Source organism: Mesorhizobium sp. B264B1B, assembly GCF_020165765.1.
In the GTDB taxonomy this organism is placed as follows: Bacteria; Pseudomonadota; Alphaproteobacteria; order Rhizobiales; family Rhizobiaceae; genus Mesorhizobium.
In genome coordinates this window covers 193722-211139 of the sequence record NZ_JAIUIS010000001.1, presented here as the reverse complement: position 1 = coordinate 211139, position 17418 = coordinate 193722, and the positions used below count along the sequence as shown (strand labels likewise).

Sequence of the window (17418 nt, the reverse complement as noted above, 5' to 3'; positions counted from 1 at the left end):
CATGCCTGCTAAGAGTCTACGCGGCGCCAACCAAAAATGGCTCACCATCGTTGGCATAGGCGAGGACGGTGTAGCCGGTCTCGGCGACGAGGCCAAGCAGCGGATCGCCGACGCTGAAATCATCTTTGGCGGCAAGCGGCATCTGGCGCTCGTCTCATCATTCGCCAAGGGCGATCCGCGCCCATGGCCGGTTCCCTTCGATGCCAAGATGCACGACGTGCTGTCGCTCGCCGGCAAGCGCGTTTGCGTTCTTGCCTCCGGCGATCCCTTTTTCCACGGCGTCGGCGTCACCCTCGCCCGCAAGGTCATGCCGCGGGAGATGCATGTCATTCCCGCGCCGTCGGCCATTTCGCTGGCGGCCGCTCGCCTTGGCTGGGCGCTGCAGGACATCGAAACCGTCTCGCTGCATGGCCGCCCCATCGACCTGATCCGGCCATTGCTGCAACCCAACGCACGCATCCTGGCCCTGACATCCGATGCCGATGCACCGGCGGCGATCGCCCGCCTGCTCACCGAGCTTGATTTCGGCGCCTCGCGGCTGACGGTTCTGGAGGCGCTTGGCGGGCCAAAGGAGAACCTGCGCTCGGCCCGCGCCCATGCGTTCAACCTCGAAAACATCAATCCGCTCAATGTACTGGCGCTCGAAATTCAATCTGGTCCGGATGCGCGTATCCTGCCTTTGACATCAGGCCTCGCCGATCATCTGTTCGACCATGACGGCCAGATCACCAAACATGACATCCGCGCCATCACGCTGTCGGCGCTGGCGCCGAGGCGCGGCGAACTGCTGTGGGATGTTGGCGCCGGCTCCGGTTCCATCGGCATCGAATGGATGCTCGCCCATTCCTCGATGCGCGCTGTTGCCATCGAAGCCGACCCGATCCGCGCCGCCCGCATCGCCCACAATGCTGCCGCGTGTGGCGTTCCCGGCCTCATCGTGGTCGAAGGCAGCGCTCCCAAGGCGCTTGCAAGGCTCGAGACGCCAGATGCGATTTTCATCGGCGGCGGCGGCAGCGATGCCGGCGTGCTGACCGCCGCCATCAAGGCGCTGCGCACCGGCGGCCGCCTTGTCGCCAATGCGGTGACGCTGGAAATGGAGACGCTGCTTCTTGCCCGTCATACCGAGCTCGGGGGCGATCTCACCCGCATCGCCATATCCCGCGCCGCGCCTGTCGGTTCGATGCAGGCCTGGCGGCCGGCGATGCCGGTTACCCAATGGAGTTGGATCAAGCCATGATGGTCGCGGGCATCGGCAGCCGAAAGGGCGTGAGCGTCGAGGACGTGCTTGCCGCGATAGAAACCGCGCTCGAAGCGCACGGGCTGGCGATGACGGCGCTCTCGTCGCTCGCCACCGCCACGCTCAAGAAAGATGAACAGGCGATCGCTGCCGCAGGTCGCACACTCAACCTTCCCGTCATTGTCGTCGATGAGGCAGCGCTTAAAGCAGCGTCGACGAAGGCGCTCAGCAACTCCAGCCTCTCGCAGGATCTGGCCGGCACAGCATCGGTGTCCGAAGCATCGGCGCTGGCCGTCGCCGGCGAAGGCGCCAGGCTGCTGGGACCACGCATCGTGCTCGGCCCGGTCACCTGCGCCATCGCCATCAGCGGAGACGCGGCATGACCGTCCATTTCATCGGCGCCGGTCCGGGCGCCGCCGACCTCATTACCCTGCGCGGCGCGCGGCTGCTGGCAAGCTGCCCGGTCTGCCTCCATGCCGGCTCGATCGTGGCGCCCGAATTGCTGCAGCATTGCACCCCGGGAACGAAGCTGATCGACACCGCGCCGATGTCGCTCGACGAGATCGAGGCCGAATATCTGGCCGCCCACAAGGCCGGCCATGATGTCGCGCGGCTGCATTCCGGTGACCTGTCGGTATGGAGCGCGGTTGCCGAACAGATCCGCCGGCTGGAAAGGCACGGCATTCCCTACACGCTGACGCCGGGCGTTCCCTCTTTCGCTGCCGCGGCGGCTGTTCTGCGGCGCGAGCTGACCATTCCCGAAGTCGCCCAGAGCCTGGTGCTGACCCGCGTCTCCGGCCGCGCTTCAAAAATGCCGCCTGGCGAAACGCTGGCCGGCTTCGGCCGCACCGGCGCCACGCTTGCCATTCATCTTGCCATCCACGCCATCGATCGCATCGTCGCCGAGCTGACGCCGCTCTATGGCCGCGATTGCCCGGTGGCGGTCGTCTTCCGTGCCTCCTGGCCGGACGAGCGCGTGCTGACCGGCACGCTGGAAACCATCGAGGCACAACTGGCCGCCGACCCGATGGAGCGTACGGCCATCATCTTCGTCGGCCGCTCGCTGGCGGCGGAAGGCTTTGGCGAGAGTTCATTGTACGACGCGCATTACCAGCGGCGTTTTCGCGGACGGGACGGATTGTGAGCGACAGCACCAAAAATAAGGGCGAGAACGCCGCGCTCCAACAGGCGCTTGCCCGGCTGAACTTCAAGCCGCGGACGCTTGAGCCCGGCCATGTCTGGCTCGCCGGCGCCGGCCCCGGCGATCCCGGCTGCCTGACGCTGGAAGTGCTGGCGGCGCTGAGTGAGGCGGATGCGCTGGTCTACGATGCGCTGGTCTCCCCGGACGTCGTCGCGGTTGCCGAAAACGCCGAGCTTTTCTTTGCCGGCAAGCGCGGCGGAAAACCCTCGATGAAACAGGACGACATAACCGCCCTGCTGGTCCGGCTGGCGCGCCAGGGCCGCCGCGTCGTCAGGCTGAAGGGCGGCGACCCCTATATTTTCGGCCGTGGCGGCGAAGAGGCGCTGGCGCTGGCGCGGGAAAACATCCCGTTCCGCGTCCTGCCCGGCCTCACCTCGGGCCTCAGCGCGCTGGCCGCCACCGGCATCCCCGCGACCATGCGCGGCATCAACAAGGCGGTAATCCTGGCGACCGGCCATGCCGCCGGCACCGATGACGATCTCGACTGGGCCGCGATCGCGCGCACCGGCCAGCCTGTTGTGGTCTACATGGGCATGGCCAATCTGCCTGTGATATCGGCCGCATTGCTCGACGGCGGGCTGGCGCCATCGACGCCGGCGGCGGTGATCGTCGCCGCGACGACGCCGCAGGAGCGCATCGTCGTCGCCACGCTGGCCACCATCGCCGAGGAAGCCGCCGCCGCCGGCCTGTCCGCACCGGCGCTGATCGTCGTCGGCGGCATCGTCGCCATGCGCGCGGCGCTGGCGGGTGCATCGTGAGCGCCCGCGCGATCATCGTCGGCGCGCCGCGCTCCGGCTCGGGCAAGACCAGCGTCACCATCGGCATTTTACGCGCACTCACTCGGCGCGGCCTGAAAGTACGCGGCGCCAAGTCCGGCCCCGATTACATCGATCCCGGCTTCCACACCGCCGCCACCGGCCTGTCCGGCGTCAATCTTGACAGCTGGGCGATGTCGCCGTCGCTGCTCAACGCATTGGCCGTAAATGCCGCCGACGACGCCGATTTTGTCATCCTCGAAAGCGCCATGGGCCTGTTCGACGGCATTCCGGCCGCGCCGGGCCGCAGCGGTTCGGCGGCCGATCTCGCGCGGCTCTACGGCCTGCCGGTGCTGCTGGTGCTGGACGTTTCCGGCCAGTCGACCACGGCAGCGGCCGTCGCCAAGGGGTTCGCCATCTACGATCCGGAGGTTCGCATGGCGGGCATCGTACTCAACCGGCTGGGCAGCGAGCGCCATCGCCGGCTGTCCGGCGACGCCATCGAGGCGATCGGCCTGCCGGTCGTCGGCGCCATCCTGCGCGATCCCACGCTCAACTTGCCCGAGCGCCATCTCGGCCTCGTCCAGGCCGGTGAATATGATGACCTGATGGCGCATCTCGACCGGTTGGCCGACATGGCGGAAAAGTCGCTCGACCTCGACGCCGTCATGGCGCTGGCAACACCTCTCGCCCCGGAGCCCGGCAGCTTCGACGATGCGCTGCAGCCGCCCGGCCAGCGCATCGCACTTGCCGAGGATGCCGCCTTCACCTTTCTCTATCCGCACGTCGCGGCCTACTGGCGCAAGGCCGGCGCGGAGATCGTTCCGTTCTCGCCGCTCGCGGACGAGGCGCCTGACGACAGCTGCGACGTCTGCTGGCTGCCCGGCGGCTATCCCGAGCTTCACGCCGGCCGTCTCGCCGCCGCTGCGAATTTTCGGAAAGGAACGGCAAGGTTCGCCGGGACGAAGCCCATCCATGGTGAGTGCGGTGGCTTCATGGTGCTTGGCGAAGCCCTGGAAGATGCATCTGGCGAAACGCACAAAATGCTCGGCCTGCTCGGCCATTCAACCAGCTTCGCCAAGCGCAAGATGAACCTCGGCTATCGCGAAGCGCGGCTGCGCGCCGACTGTCCGCTCGGCCCGCGGGGCGCGCTGATCCGCGGGCACGAATTCCATTATGCGCAGATGACGGCGGCCGGCGATGACGAGCCCCTGGCCGACCTCGCCGACGGGCAAGGCAATCCGATCGGCGCCTCGGGCTACCGGCGCGGCCAAGTCAGCGGCACCTTCTTCCATGCCATCGCAAGGGGCTGAGGCATGAAGTTCCCGAAGGTCACCCTTTCGCTCCGGCAAATCCCCAGCGATGTTGCCCTCTGCCTGGTCTTCTTCACCAGGCTGCCCTTGCCCGTCATCGACTTTCGCGGCCGCAGCCTTGCCGCCGCGATCTGGGCCGCCCCGGTCGCCGGCCTCGTCGTCGGCCTGATCGGCGCCATCGTCTTTGCCACGGCGGAACGGTTTGGCCTTGCCATCGGGTCGGCGGCAGCCCTTGCCCTGGTTGCAACCGCGGTTACCACCGGCTGCCTGCACGAGGACGGGCTGTCCGATGTCGCCGACGGTTTTGGCGGCGGCAACACGCGCGGTCGAAAGCTGGAGATCATGCGCGACAGCCGAATCGGCGCCTACGGCGCCATGGCGCTGGCGCTGTCGCTGCTCATCCGCTGGAGCGCGCTGTCGGAATTCGTCGATCCCACACAAGCTCTCTTCGCGCTCCTGGCCGCCCATGCGGCCTCGCGCGGCGTATTCGGCGCCTTCATGCATCTCTTGCCCCCGGCGCGCGACGATGGCCTCTCGGCCGGCGCCGGCACCGTCTCGCGGGAAATTGCCCTCGCCGGCGCCGTGCTCGGCGCCATCCCGCTCCTCCTGCTCGGGCTTGGCGGCGCCATCGCGGCGCTTATCCTGCTCGGACTGCTGTTTGCCGCCTTCCACGCGCTTTGCCTCAACCAGATCGGTGGCCAGACCGGCGACACGATCGGCGCTATGCAACAGGTGAGCGAAATCGCGGTGCTGCTCGTCGCTTCCGTAGCCCTTTCCTGACTCTGTTTCGGAGAATTTCCTTCCATGCCTTTCAAATCCCTAGATGAATTGCGCGCTGCTTGCCTCGACCTGCCTGATGGCGATGACGCCGCCGCGAGCGCGGTCGCTCGCCGCCAGGACACGTTGACCAAGCCGCAGGGCAGCCTCGGCCGGCTTGAGTCCATCGCCGCGTGGCTGGCGCGCTGGCAGGGCCGCGACATGCCTAGGCTCGAGCGGGTGAAAGTTTTCGTCTTCGCCGGCAACCACGGCGTTACCGCGCAAGGCGTGTCGGCTTATCCTTCGGAAGTCACGGTGCAGATGGTGGCGAATTTCGCCGGCGGCGGTGCGGCCATCAACCAGCTCGCCCGCATCGCGGGCGCCGAACTCGACGTCATTCCGCTCGATCTCGACCATCCGACCGGCGATTTCACGCAAACGCCGGCGATGGACGACAAGGCATTTCTTGCCGCCGTCTCGGCCGGCTACGATGCGGTGACTGATGATCTCGATCTCGTCTGCTTCGGCGAGATGGGTATCGGCAACACCACGCCGGCCGCCGCGATCTCGGCGGCGCTGTTCGGCGGCGATGCCGAAAAATGGACCGGACGCGGCACCGGCGTCGACGATGCCGGCCTCGAGCGCAAGGTGGTTGCCATCGAATCGGGCTTGAAGCGCCACGCCGCCATTCTTGCCGACCCCCTGGGGGTTGCCGCGGCGCTCGGCGGCCGCGAACTCGCCGCCATCTTCGGCGCCACGCTTGCCGCCCGTCACATGGGCATACCGGTGCTGCTTGACGGCTTCGTCTGCACCGCAGCCGCAGCACCTTTGGCAAAGCTGCACTCCACAGGCCTTGCTCATACGATCGCCGCCCACGTCTCGGCTGAATCGGGTCACCGCGGCCTGCTCGAAGCGCTCGACCTGCCGCCGCTGCTCGACCTCGGCATGCGGCTCGGCGAAGGCTCCGGCGCTTGCCTCGCCGTCAACATCGTCCGCTCGGCGCTGGAGTGCCATGCGAGGATGGCAAGCTTTGCCGAGGCCGGCGTGTCGGAGAAGTAACATCTTCCGGTTGTAGCGATTCTCGAATAGATCTGGTGGATGAAAAAGCTTCACCCGGCTGCCGCTGCTATGACTATCGCCGTGCTGCTTGCTGGTGTGCTTCGGCACAGTGGATATTCAACTTACGGCCCGATCGACACCGCAATTCTCGTTGTTTTTCTGGTTCGGCAGGTTTCTGAGCCGCGTTTTTCGGCGCGGCCAATCGTAGTCTTTGACCAAGCTACAAAATCCTACATCTCTCCTGGCCAAAGGCGGCCCGGCGGCAAAAGCAGCCGATGAACGAGCGCGGCAATTGAACCGGCCCATTCAGGTCTTTCCACCAAGTCTTTGAAGAATTTGGTGGGTGCGCACAGGATTGAACTGTGGACCCGCTGATTAAGAGTCAGCTGCTCTACCAACTGAGCTACGCACCCACTCGGCCGGCAAAAACCGGCGTTGGCGGGCATATAGCCGCCGATGCCGGTCCTGTCCAGCCCTGCCGGAATCATTTCCCGACAAATCGCCGAAGTGACGCAGATGGTCAGACGAACAGCTTGCCTTCCGCCACCTTGACCGCGTTGCCACCGATGCGCGCCGAGACCAGTTTTCCGCCCTGTACACTTAGTTCCAGGCGGATGCGCGAGGGCCGCCCCATCTCCAGTCCCTGTTCGATCCAGAGCTGCGAAACGCCATCCGTCGGAGCGTCGAAATGCATGACGGCGCCGGCGAAGGCCGCCGCCGCCGAACCGGTCGCCGGGTCCTCGTAGGACGGAGTGCCAGGCACGATCATGCGCACATGGAAGGCGCTCTCGTGGTTCACCGTCTCTCGGCAATACACATAGGGGCTGGCAAAGGCCCATTCGCTCTTGCGCGGCGCCAGTTCCGACCAGGCCTGGTTGTCGAGCCGGATCCGGCCCGCCGCCTCCAGATTGGCCACCGGAATGGTCACGTAGGGCACGCCGGCCGACCAGAACGCGACGCGGTGATTCTCGAAACCGATCTCGTGCGGCGCCAGGCCAAGGGCGGCGCCGATCGCCACCGGGTCGGCTTCGAGCTTCAGCGGCTCCGGCAGCTTCGCCAGGTCGAATTCGGCGAAGGTGGCGCCATCGTGCTTGCTGACGGCACAGCGCACCGGGCCGATGTTTTCCTCCAGCACGAAAATGCTCGCAGCGCCGTCATTGTCGGCCATTTCAGCGAGCGCGATATCGGCCAGTTCGGCCAGCGCGATCGCCGAACCCACGGTCGGGTGGCCGGCGAAAGGCATTTCATAGTCGGGCGTGAAGATGCGGATGCGGGCGCGGTGCTTGGGGTTGTCCGGCGGCAGCACGAACACCGATTCCGACAGGTTGAACTCTCGCGCGATGGCCTGCATCGCAGCCGTGTCCAGTCCGCCGCTGTCCAACACCACCGCCAGCGGGTTGCCGGCCAGCCGATCGGTCGTAAACACATCGTAAAGCAAGTAATCACGTCTCATGGAGGAAACCTTCCGCTTTGATCCGAATTTCTGCCTCAATCCCAACATGAGCGAAATTTAATTTGATATTCGAACCATTAGCACTGATCTGTGCACTCATAGGGACTTATTGCGCTTCAGGGGGTCCGGCGTGGACCAGATTGTCAATCTGCCAAAGACGGAATCGGATTCCGCCATCGAGACCGCGCTCGGGCTCGACCAGACGGGGCGGCGCAAGAATCGCCGCCGCGGCTGGCTCTATGCGCTGCTGGCGCTGATCGTCCTTGTCGCGGCTTTTGCCGGCTACCAGTGGTATGCCGGCTCGCCGGTCAAGATCGACTATACGACGGCGCCCGCCGCCAAGGCCGACCTCACTGTCGAGGTTTCGGCGACCGGCACCTTGCAGCCCCTCACCCAGGTCGACATTTCCAGCCAGCTCTCGGGCATCATTCGTTCAGTCTCGGTCAACGAGAACCAGCAGGTCAAGAAGGGCGATGTGCTGGCCGCGCTCGACACCGCCAAGCTGCAGGTGCAGATCGAACGCGCCGAGGCATCCGCCAAGGCGGCCGCCGCCAATGTCGCGGACGCCACCGTGACGCTGGCCGAGAATGAAAGCGCGCTCGTGCGCGCCGCCGCCCTCACCAAGCGCGGCATGGCCACCGACCAGTCGCTCGAAGCGGCGACCGCGACCCGCGACCGTTCGAAGGCAGCGCTCGATAGCGCCGAGGCCAATCTCGCCATCGCCAACGCCGACCTGAAATCGCAGCAGACCGACCTTGCCAACAGCACCATCTATGCGCCGATCGACGGCATCGTGCTGACGCGCTCTGTCGACCCCGGCCAGACGGTCGCCTCCTCCTTGCAGGCGCCGGTGCTGTTCATCATCGCCGCCGATCTCAGGAACATGGAACTGGTGGCGGCGGTCGACGAAGCCGATATCGGCGCGGTGAAGCCGGGCCAGCATGCCCGCTTCACCGTGGATGCCTTCCCGGAGCGGCCGTTCGACGCCGAGATCCGCGACATCTCCTACGCCTCGGTCACCACCGACGGCGTCGTCACCTACAATGCGCGGCTCGAGGTCGACAACAACGAGCTGTTGCTGCGCCCCGGCATGACCGCCACTGTTTCGGTCGTCACCCGGCAGGCTAAGGACGTGCTGACCGTCCCCTCCTCCGCTTTCCGCTATCGTCCTGCGCAGCAGGCCGCCCGCGGCTGGAGCCTGAGCGACCTGTTCACCGGCCGCATGGGACGTCCCGGCGGCAATCGCCAGCGCCAGGCGGCAGCGCCGCCGACCGACGGCTCACGCATGCTCTACGTGCTGGAGAAAGGCCGTCCGCATCCGGTCAACGTCAGGATCGGCTCGACCGACGGCGAGCTGACCGAGATCACCTCGGGCCTGTCGGAGGGGGCGCAGGTCATCACGGCCTCGCAGCAGCGGAGCTGACGCCGTGGCGATGGGCGCCCCCCTCATCACCTTCGACAAGGTCTGGAAGAGCTACGGCCATGGCGAAGCCAAGGTGCACGCGCTGGCCGGCGTCGACCTGGCGATCCGGCGCGGCGAATTCGTCGCCATCATGGGCCCGTCCGGCTCCGGCAAATCGACGGCGATGAACATCATCGGCTGCCTCGACACGCCGACCGCCGGCACCTATTCCTTCATGGGCGTCGATGCTGGCCGGCTCGACCGCAACCGCCGCGCCATGCTGCGCAACCTCTATGTCGGCTTCGTCTTCCAGGGCTATAATCTGCTGGCGCGCACCACGGCGGCGGAAAATGTCGAACTGCCGCTGATCTATCGCGGCGTGGCCGGCCGCGAGCGCCGCGATCTTGCCATGCAGGCGCTGGCGCAAGTCGGCCTTGTCGGTCGCGAGCATCACACGCCGGCCGAGCTTTCCGGCGGCCAGCAACAGCGCGTGGCGATCGCGCGCGCCATCGTCACGAGGCCGACGCTGCTCGTCGCCGACGAACCGACCGGCAATCTCGACACTGCCCGCACGCACGAGATCATGGAGTTGCTGACGCAACTGAACAAGGAGCTTGGCCTGACCATCACCATGGTCACCCACGAGGCCGACGTCGCCGAATATGCCGAGCGCACGGTGCGCTTCCTCGACGGCCATGTCGCCTCCGACACCATGACCGTCGAGGTGGCCTGACATGCTCTGGGAAACCCTCCGCCTCTCCTTGCGCTCGATCCGCCGCAACATGCTGCGCTCGTTCCTGACCTTGCTCGGCATCGTCATCGGCGTCGCCGCGGTCATCGCCATGCTCACCATCGGCGCCGGCACCACCGCCAAGGTCAAGGACGACATCGCCAAGCTCGGCAGCAATCTTCTGGTTGTGCGCTCCGGCCGCCCGGCCGGCCCCGGCGGCCCGGGCGGGCTCGACCAGGTCGTCCGTCCGCTCACCGAAAAGGATCTTGCCGCGCTCATTGCCCATCTGACAGGCGCACGCGCCATTTCGCCGGCCTCGCAGAAGCAGGTCCGCGTCATCTTCGGTACCGAGAGCCTGACCTCCGGCGTCACCGGCACCGACAGCGCCTATCTCGATGCCCGCGACTGGAAACTGGTCTCAGGCCGTTCGTTCAGCGAGTCCGAGACCCGCTCGGGCACCGGCGTATGCCTGATCGGCGAGACGGTGCGCCAGCAGTTCTTCGGTGCCGGCGACCCGGAGGGCGAAATCATCCGCGTCAACCGCACCTCCTGCAAGATCATCGGCCTGCTCGAGCCGAAGGGCTATACCGGCTTCGGCCAGGACCAGGACAATGTCGTGTTGATGCCGCTGCATGCCTATCAGCGGCGCATTGCCGGCAACCGCAACATCGACAACATCTACGTCGCCGCCGACGACCGCACCCCGACCAGCGAGCTGCAGCCGCGCGTCGAGGATATTCTGCGCGACGCCAGACGCCTCACGCCCGACCGCGAAAGCGATTTCGCGATCCGCGACATGACCCAGATCGCCGATGCCATGGCCAGCGCCACCACCACGATGACCGGCATGCTGGGCGCGGTCGCCGGCGTCAGCCTGCTGGTCGGCGGCATCGGCATCATGAACATCATGCTGGTGTCGGTCACCGAGCGCACCCGCGAGATCGGCATCAGGCTAGCCATCGGCGCGCATGAAAAGCACATCCTCATCCAGTTCCTGGTCGAGGCGACGGTGCTGTCGCTGCTCGGCGGCATCATCGGCATCCTGATCGGGCTCTCGCTGGCCGGTCTCGCCTCGGCGACGCTGGCCATTCCCTTTGCGCCGAGCCCGGCAGTCATCCTGCTCGCCGTCGGCTTTTCCGCGCTGATCGGCATGGTCTTCGGCTTCTTCCCGGCGCTGCGCGGCGCCAGGCTCGACCCGATCGACGCGCTGCGGCATGAATAAGGCGATTGGAAAGCAAAGGCGCGGCTACGACGCTGTTTCCCAGGGATTGATCGTATTCAATCCGGCGGCCGCGAATGGGCCGGTGTCGCGGGTGGCGACCGTAAGACCGTTTGCTGCGGCCGTGGCCGCGATGTAGGCATCCGCATTGCCGATCGCCTTGCCTGAGGCTCTCGCCTTTACCATGAGGTCGGCATAGGCGCGCGACGCGTCGAGGTCGAAAGGCAGAATGCGGCCTGCAAACAGTGGCAACACATCCTGATCGAGACGATTGTCCGCGCACGCACCCGATGTTTGGGGTTGCAGGCAGCCACTCAGACCTTCGTATGTCGGCATTGGCGATCAGCACGGAAGGTAAGGTTTAGTCCGCGTTCGCAAAATGCCACTCGATCAGCGGCTTCATGTGCGGCATCAGCCCGTGCGGCAGGTCGGCGGCGTGGCGGATGATGACCGGACCGACGATCTCCGGTTCGGCCTCGGTTGCGACGAAGGCCGAGATGCGCCGCGCGATCTCCTCGGCGGGCTCGGGAACCCGGTATCGGCGGAAGATCACCGTGCCGCTTTCCGTCGACAGGGCATGGTAATGCAGGCCGCGTGCGGCGCCTGAAATGTCGAGGCCGGTTTCTTCCCGCACCTCGCGGATCATATTGAAATCGACATCGACGAGGCCATCGCGAAAATCGGCCGGTTCGAAGGAACCGGCGGCGAAATAGACGCGGCCGGCAGTAACGGTGTGGGAGGCCATGCGAATCGCTACCAGCGCATTGTCGCCGGCCACGAGCATGGCATGGGCATAGGCGTGCTCGGCGCCGGAATTCTCCCGCCGCTTCCGCCAGAGCATGAACGTGGAGTAGTTGACCGCGTGGCACCGGCCGACGAGGCGATTGTCGCGCCAGGCAAGTCGCGAAAGCAGCACCACGGGACCGTCGAACAACGCGGGATTGGCCGCGATCTCGTGCTGCCAGTTCGCGGCGATCGCCTCGGCATTGTCCAGCGCGAAAGGATGCGGGCCGGGGTCGAGCCTGACATCGACGGCGTCGACCGGCAAAATGACATTGCGCGGCAGGTCGAAGCTCACGGTTCAGGCCATGTCCAGCGTGATCGCCACCGGACAATGGTCCGATGCCTTCGGCCGGTCCCAGCCGGCGCGCGGAAAGCGCTCCACTTCCTGGCCGGCAGGAAAGATCGTGCGCCAGGGCTGGCCGTTGCGGATGATGTCCGGGACGGCGGTGGCGTTCTTAGCCGCCAATCCCTTGGACAGCAGGATATAATCGAGCTGGCACAAATGCCGCTCTTGCGGCCCACGCGTGTGGTAGAAGGTCCAGCGGTTCATTTCCGGCCGCCTCTCGACCACGTTTTCGCAAAAACCGCCGGCCGTCAGCACGTTGATGCAGGACAGGTTCTCGTCGACCACCTCGAAACGATAGCCGTCGAATTCGTCGCCGGCGATCTTCACGCGCTGGCGGTAATCGTTCATGTCGCCGCAGATCGCCCAGCGCTTGTCGGCTGCATGATCCGCCCCGAAGCGCTCCTCGATGATCCGGCGCACCGCCTGCGCCTCCGCGATGCGGATCGGCATCGTCGCTTCACGCCCGTCGAGCCCGTTGCGGGGCGAGCCCATCGACTTGAAGTGCACGAGATAGAGCGTCAGCGGCGAGCCGCCCACGGTAATGTCCACTTCCAGGCAGTCGCGCCGGAAGATACGTTCATTGGGCTGGTTGCCGAGCGCCGCCAGCTCCGGCGTGTGCAGCCCGAACTGTTCATAGGTCACATAGGCGTGGCTGGTCATGCGCACGAATTCGATGGGCTGGCCCTGCGCGGTCTCGCTGCGCATCATCACGGCGACGTCGATGCCGCGCGAATCATTGCCGGCAGCGGTGTACTTCTGGCGGTAGCCCTGCCCCACCATCTTGAAAAGATAGCCATATTCGAACGCCTTGAGGGCTTCGATATTGTCGACCTCCTGCATGCAGATGATATCCGCGCGCGTGGCCGCTATGGCCAGCGCCGTCAGCTGCCGCATGTCGTCCGACTGCGCGATGGCGCGGGCCTGCTCCAGCATCTTGTACTCGGCCTCGCTCTGGATATCGAAGAGAGCCAGCGTCCGGTCCTCGTTGAGCTGGTTGCGGTATCCGGAGAAATCGAACCTGTTCATCAGGTTCTCGACATTGAAGGTTGCAAGACGCAGCGACATATCATGACCTTTGCCCGCAAGCGCGGCAGAAAACAAGGCCGGGCAACCACCAGCTGGAATCGATTGATCCTGGCGCGCCTCGCGCCATGGTTGAGGGAACCTTTCCGTTCATCCGCCGTTCAGACGCAAAGACCCACAGTGGGCCCATCCCAGGGTCGGCGTGGGGCCTGTTCTCTTGGAGAAGTGCAATGAACGCGCTCTTTTCTTCCACAGTCAAATCCGGGCTGATAGCGCTCGGTATCTTCTCCGGCATCACGGCACCATCCGCTGCCGGACCAATCCTTCAGCCGGAGCTGTCGATCCCAGCCAGCACCGCGGCGCCGACGGTCACGCCTGTGCGTGACAGCTGGGCCGGCGGCAACAACCGGAGCTTCAACAACGACTGGAGATGGCGCCGGTCGGGCGGGTGGAACCACGGCAACTGGAACCGCGGCGGCTGGGGCGGCCGTCACTGGAGCGGCCGTCACTGGAACGGCGGCGATGATTGGCGTTGGCGCCGCCACCATTATCGCGGCCGCTACTATGATGACAGCGCCGGCGCCGCGATCCTGGGGCTTGGCTTGGGGCTCGGCCTCGGCAGCATGTACAACAACTACAATTACTACGATGCACCGCCGCGCCGCTACTATCGCGCCGGCCGGCTGTCGAGCGCCCATGTCCGGTGGTGCTACAATAGATACCGCTCGTATCGCGCTTACGACAACACCTTCCAGCCCTACAACGGCCCACGCCAGCAGTGCTACTCGCCCTATCGCTGAGCCAGGCCGCACAATCCTGCAATAAAAAACGGCGCCGCGCGGCGCCGTTTCTTTTGGAGCGTGGATCGCTCAGTTCTTCGCCTTGTCGACCAGCTTGTTCTTGGAGATCCACGGCATCATCGCGCGCAGCTTGGCGCCGACTTCCTCGATCTGATGGCTGTCGTTGTTGCGGCGGATGCCCTTGAAACGCGACAGGCCGGCACGGTATTCCTGCATCCACTCCGAGGTGAACTTGCCGGTCTGGATATCCTTCAGCACCCGCTTCATCTCGGCCTTTGTCTCTGCGGTGATGATGCGCGGCCCCGAGACATATTCGCCCCATTCGGCGGTGTTCGAGATCGAGTAATTCATGTTGGCGATGCCGCCTTCATAGATCAGGTCGACGATCAGCTTGACCTCGTGCAGGCACTCGAAATAGGCCATTTCGGGCGCATAGCCGGCTTCCACCAGCGTCTCGAACCCGGCGCGGATCAACTCCACCAGGCCGCCGCACAGCACGACCTGCTCGCCGAACAGATCGGTCTCGCATTCCTCGCGGAAATTGGTCTCGATGATACCCGAACGGCCGCCGCCGACGCCGCAGGCGTAGGAGAGCGCGAGGTCGAGTGCGTTGCCCGAAGCATCCTGGTTGACGGCGACCAGGCACGGCACGCCGCCGCCCTTCTGGTATTCGCCGCGCACCGTATGGCCGGGCCCCTTCGGCGCGATCATGACGACGTCGACCGTCGACTTCGGCTCGATCAGGCCGAAATGCACGTTGAGGCCATGCGCGAAGGCGATTGCCGCGCCGTCGCGGATGTTCGGCGCGATCTCGTTTTTGTAGATGTCGGCCTGCAATTCGTCGGGCGTCGCCATCATCATCAGGTCGGCCCATTTGGCGGCGTCGGCCACGCTCATCACCTTGAGCCCGTCGGCCTCGACCTTCTTGGCGGTCGCCGATCCGGCCTTGAGGCCGATGGCGATCTCCTTGGCGCCGGAATCCTTGAGGTTGAGCGCATGCGCCCGGCCCTGGCTGCCATAGCCGATGATGGCGACCTTCTTGCCCTTGATCAGGTTGAGATCGGCATCACGATCGTAATAGACGCGCATTTTTGTCTTCCTTCCCGTTTGAAGATCAGAGGCCTTGCGGCCCGGTTTTTGCTCCGAAAAGAGCGAGAAACTGCTGCGTCGCGCGGACGGCATCACCGCCGATCGCCGCCTCAGTCAATTCCAGCCGGTCGCCAAGCAAGAGACGGATCTGCACGTCGCGGGCGACCAGCCCGAAAAACGTACGGAACGCCGTCTCGGCGTCCGAGAAATCGAGCAGCCCGGCCTGGCGGCCGGCCTCCAGCACCGGCTTCAGGCGCTTGGCGAGGGCAAAGCGCCCGTTCTCCAGCACCACCGCGCCAAGATCATCCTTGCCCGAACCGGCATGGCCGACCGCCACCCGGTTGAGTGCGATCGAAGTGTCGCTGGAAATGACCTTCAACCAGTCGGAAGCAAATCGCTCCAGGCTCGCGGCCAACGACGCAAGGTCGAGCCCCCTGCCGTCGACCGCCGTCACCCGCACCTTCGAGGCCTGCCATTGCACCGTCGCCGTCAGCAGTCCGTCGCGGTCGCCGAACCATTTGTAGAGCGTTTCCTTGGAGCAGCTCGCCCGCCGCGCCACTGCGGTCATGGTCAGATTGTCGCCCTCTTCGACCAGCAGGCGGAGCGCTGCATCCAGGACCGCCTTCTGACGCTCCGTCAGCGCTTCGCCGTTGTCGATATCGGCATTTGCCTGCAACACGCTCTGTTCCCGTTTGATGGTAGAGCCGTAGATCGCCCGAGCTCAGTACCGTACGTTACGGTTCGGCATATTGCGCAATCCGAAGATCGGCGCAAGGCCAAAATGACGAAATGTCTTTCCCGTGTCCCCGCAGCCGCGCAACGCGTATGTTCAGTCGCCGGCTGGCGGATCGCGCAACCGCCCGAGCAAGGCCGATACCGTGTTCAGTTCTTGCGGCGAGAGCTTGTCGCCAACCAGCTCCGCGATCGACCTGCCATAGACGGCCCACATACGGCGGCGCGTCTCTCGTCCCTTGGCCGTGATGCGGACGGTTTGGCCGCGGCCGTCATCAGCCACCGGCAGCTTCTCGACAAACCCATCGGCTTCAAGTCGGGCCAGCAGCCGCGAAATATTGTACTGCGCGAACAGGGTTCGTTCGATCAGCTGGAACGGCCGCAAGCCGCCCTCGCCCGCCTCAGCGAGTTCGTGCAGCACGTCATACCAGGCAAGCGGCGGCAGGCCGCCTTCCTTCAGCGCGTCTTCGGCACGTTCCACCAGCTGGCGTGATACCCGCATCAGGCGTGCCCAGGTCTTGATGGCCTCCGGCGATGGCATGGCTGTCTCGATCATGACGGCATCATAAGAGGTAGATGCAATTGCATCAAGCTTGCCGACCAATGCATTTGCATCTAGATAGATGCCAATGCATCGATATTGAGAGGCAAATCCGATGAAGCATGCCAACACCCTCATTCTCGTCAGCCATCCCCTTTGCCCCTATGTCCAGCGTGCGGCGATCTCGCTGAACGAGAAAGGCGTGCCGTTCGAGCGCGTCGACATCGACCTCGCCAACAAGCCTGACTGGTTCAAGGCGGTCTCGCCGCTCGGCAAGGTGCCGCTGCTGCGCGTGCAGCGGGGGAACGATGAGACGGTGATCTTCGAATCCGCCGTCATCCTCGAATTCCTCGAAGAAACCGAGGCCAATCCCCTCCACCCGGCCGACCCCTATGCCCGTGCCCGGCATCGTGCCTGGATCGAGTATGGCTCAGCCATCCTCAACGCCGTCGGCCGGTTCTATTCGGCGTCGACCGAGGCAGGATTCCTTGCCGAGTCTCGGACGCTGTCGGAAATGTTCGATCGTGTGGAGACCGAATTGGCGGGCGAAGCCGGCCGGACTGGACCATGGTTCGAAGGCGGGCGCTTTTCGCTCGTCGACGCAGTCTACGGCCCTGTCTTCCGCTACATCGATACCTTCGACCGGATCGGCGATTTCGGCATTCTGGACGGCAAACCGCTCGTCCAGGCCTGGCGCCAGGCATTGAGTGGACGCCCGTCCGTCAAGCATGCCGTGGCGCAGGACTATCCACTGCGCCTGCATGCCTTCCTGCGGGCGAAGGGATCGTATCTTTCGACGGTCATTCGCAAGAACGATCCGGCCAGCGCGCTTCCGCCAGCCCAGTTCGCCTGAACGGATGGACCACCGTGCCGGCCACCATTGAGGCGAGGAACTGCGGCGCCGGGGGATTTTCGCCACCGTCGCCACCAGCCTGTTCCGGATGAAGGGCAGCGCCAATGCCCCCAAGCCGAATAGGCC

At 65.2% G+C, this 17418-nt stretch carries 20 protein-coding genes, 1 tRNA gene and 1 pseudogene; 13 read left to right on the top strand and 9 right to left on the bottom strand.

Annotation, left to right across the window (positions count from 1 at the left end; translation table 11 throughout):
- Window position 1 precedes the first annotated feature (1 nt).
- Genes cbiE through LB547_RS00945 form a run of 8 tightly spaced genes read left to right on the top strand, consistent with a single transcriptional unit; the run spans window position 2 to window position 6600 of the window.
- On the top strand, window positions 2–1237 hold the full coding sequence (cbiE, locus tag LB547_RS00980; protein WP_140761062.1) for a precorrin-6y C5,15-methyltransferase (decarboxylating) subunit CbiE: 1236 nt from the start codon (window positions 2–4) through the stop codon (window positions 1235–1237).
- Window positions 1234–1620 (top strand): cobalamin biosynthesis protein, encoded by a 387-nt coding sequence (locus LB547_RS00975; protein WP_140521152.1) that lies wholly within the window; start codon window positions 1234–1236, stop codon window positions 1618–1620. Before cbiE ends, LB547_RS00975 begins: the two co-directional genes overlap by 4 nt.
- A complete protein-coding gene (gene cobM / locus LB547_RS00970; RefSeq protein ID WP_140559572.1) occupies window positions 1617–2381 on the top strand; it encodes a precorrin-4 C(11)-methyltransferase in 765 nt (254 codons plus the stop codon). The genes LB547_RS00975 and cobM overlap by 4 nt, the downstream gene beginning before the upstream one ends.
- Window positions 2378–3196 carry a uroporphyrinogen-III C-methyltransferase gene (gene cobA, locus LB547_RS00965; RefSeq protein ID WP_140495562.1) on the top strand — a complete coding sequence of 273 codons (819 nt, stop codon included), beginning with the start codon at window positions 2378–2380 and terminating at the stop codon, window positions 3194–3196. Before cobM ends, cobA begins: the two co-directional genes overlap by 4 nt.
- Window positions 3193–4506 carry a cobyrinate a,c-diamide synthase gene (locus tag LB547_RS00960; RefSeq protein ID WP_140495561.1) on the top strand — a complete coding sequence of 438 codons (1314 nt, stop codon included), beginning with the start codon at window positions 3193–3195 and terminating at the stop codon, window positions 4504–4506. The genes cobA and LB547_RS00960 overlap by 4 nt, the downstream gene beginning before the upstream one ends.
- Window positions 4507–4509: 3 nt before the next feature.
- Entirely contained in the window at window positions 4510–5286 is a 777-nt protein-coding gene (gene cobS / locus LB547_RS00955) for an adenosylcobinamide-GDP ribazoletransferase (protein WP_140664644.1), read from the top strand.
- Between the two features lie 24 nt (window positions 5287–5310).
- Entirely contained in the window at window positions 5311–6321 is a 1011-nt protein-coding gene (gene cobT / locus LB547_RS00950) for a nicotinate-nucleotide--dimethylbenzimidazole phosphoribosyltransferase (RefSeq protein ID WP_140495559.1), read from the top strand.
- A gap of 39 nt (window positions 6322–6360) precedes the next feature.
- On the top strand, window positions 6361–6600 hold the full coding sequence (locus LB547_RS00945; RefSeq protein ID WP_140761075.1) for a hypothetical protein: 240 nt from the start codon (window positions 6361–6363) through the stop codon (window positions 6598–6600).
- A gap of 58 nt (window positions 6601–6658) precedes the next feature.
- Here the strand turns inward: LB547_RS00945 and LB547_RS00940 are convergent.
- Together LB547_RS00940 and LB547_RS00935 are read right to left on the bottom strand one after the other, a co-directional pair.
- Window positions 6659–6734: transfer RNA gene (locus LB547_RS00940), tRNA-Lys, on the bottom strand.
- Between the two features lie 107 nt (window positions 6735–6841).
- Window positions 6842–7774 carry a PhzF family phenazine biosynthesis protein gene (locus LB547_RS00935; protein WP_140495414.1) on the bottom strand — a complete coding sequence of 311 codons (933 nt, stop codon included), beginning with the start codon at window positions 7772–7774 and terminating at the stop codon, window positions 6842–6844.
- 130 nt (window positions 7775–7904) lie between these two features.
- Here LB547_RS00935 and LB547_RS00930 point away from each other — a divergent pair, with 130 nt between their 5' ends.
- The 3 genes from LB547_RS00930 to LB547_RS00920 are packed head-to-tail and all read left to right on the top strand — an operon-like array spanning window position 7905 to window position 11128.
- Window positions 7905–9197, top strand: coding sequence for an efflux RND transporter periplasmic adaptor subunit (locus LB547_RS00930; RefSeq protein WP_140495412.1), 1293 nt, complete (start codon window positions 7905–7907; stop codon window positions 9195–9197).
- Between the two features lie 4 nt (window positions 9198–9201).
- Entirely contained in the window at window positions 9202–9909 is a 708-nt protein-coding gene (locus tag LB547_RS00925; protein WP_140564194.1) for an ABC transporter ATP-binding protein, read from the top strand.
- A 1-nt stretch (window position 9910) separates the two neighbouring features.
- Window positions 9911–11128 (top strand): ABC transporter permease, encoded by a 1218-nt coding sequence (locus tag LB547_RS00920; protein WP_140670215.1) that lies wholly within the window; start codon window positions 9911–9913, stop codon window positions 11126–11128.
- 24 nt (window positions 11129–11152) lie between these two features.
- Here the strand turns inward: LB547_RS00920 and LB547_RS00915 are convergent, their stop codons facing one another.
- The 3 genes from LB547_RS00915 to LB547_RS00905 are packed head-to-tail and all read right to left on the bottom strand — an operon-like array spanning window position 11153 to window position 13319.
- Window positions 11153–11461 (bottom strand): PIN domain-containing protein, encoded by a 309-nt coding sequence (locus tag LB547_RS00915; protein WP_140761089.1) that lies wholly within the window; start codon window positions 11459–11461, stop codon window positions 11153–11155.
- Between the two features lie 25 nt (window positions 11462–11486).
- Window positions 11487–12203, bottom strand: a complete 717-nt coding sequence (locus tag LB547_RS00910; protein ID WP_140761121.1) for a hypothetical protein — start codon at window positions 12201–12203, stop codon at window positions 11487–11489.
- Window positions 12204–12206: 3 nt separating this feature from the next.
- A complete protein-coding gene (locus LB547_RS00905; protein WP_140564195.1) occupies window positions 12207–13319 on the bottom strand; it encodes an endonuclease/exonuclease/phosphatase family protein in 1113 nt (370 codons plus the stop codon).
- Between the two features lie 188 nt (window positions 13320–13507).
- Between LB547_RS00905 and LB547_RS00900 the strand changes: the two genes are divergently transcribed.
- Window positions 13508–14077, top strand: a complete 570-nt coding sequence (locus LB547_RS00900) for a BA14K family protein (protein ID WP_140761126.1) — start codon at window positions 13508–13510, stop codon at window positions 14075–14077.
- A gap of 69 nt (window positions 14078–14146) precedes the next feature.
- Here LB547_RS00900 and ilvC read toward each other — a convergent pair whose 3' ends face one another.
- The 3 genes from ilvC to LB547_RS00885 form a co-directional block, all read right to left on the bottom strand.
- Window positions 14147–15166, bottom strand: a complete 1020-nt coding sequence (gene ilvC / locus LB547_RS00895) for a ketol-acid reductoisomerase (protein ID WP_140495398.1) — start codon at window positions 15164–15166, stop codon at window positions 14147–14149.
- A gap of 25 nt (window positions 15167–15191) precedes the next feature.
- Entirely contained in the window at window positions 15192–15842 is a 651-nt protein-coding gene (locus LB547_RS00890) for a TetR/AcrR family transcriptional regulator (protein WP_263482980.1), read from the bottom strand.
- 153 nt (window positions 15843–15995) lie between these two features.
- On the bottom strand, window positions 15996–16454 hold the full coding sequence (locus LB547_RS00885) for a MarR family winged helix-turn-helix transcriptional regulator (protein WP_140516702.1): 459 nt from the start codon (window positions 16452–16454) through the stop codon (window positions 15996–15998).
- A 100-nt stretch (window positions 16455–16554) separates the two neighbouring features.
- Here LB547_RS00885 and LB547_RS00880 point away from each other — a divergent pair, with 100 nt between their 5' ends.
- On the top strand, window positions 16555–17292 hold the full coding sequence (locus tag LB547_RS00880) for a glutathione S-transferase family protein (RefSeq protein WP_140648762.1): 738 nt from the start codon (window positions 16555–16557) through the stop codon (window positions 17290–17292).
- On the opposite strand, the pseudogene LB547_RS00875 reads toward LB547_RS00880, so the two are convergent.
- Window positions 17240–17400 (bottom strand): annotated as a pseudogene (locus LB547_RS00875) (FAD-dependent monooxygenase); the annotation flags it as partial. The gene LB547_RS00880 and the pseudogene LB547_RS00875 overlap by 53 nt on opposite strands.
- Between the last annotated feature and the right edge of the window lie 18 nt (window positions 17401–17418).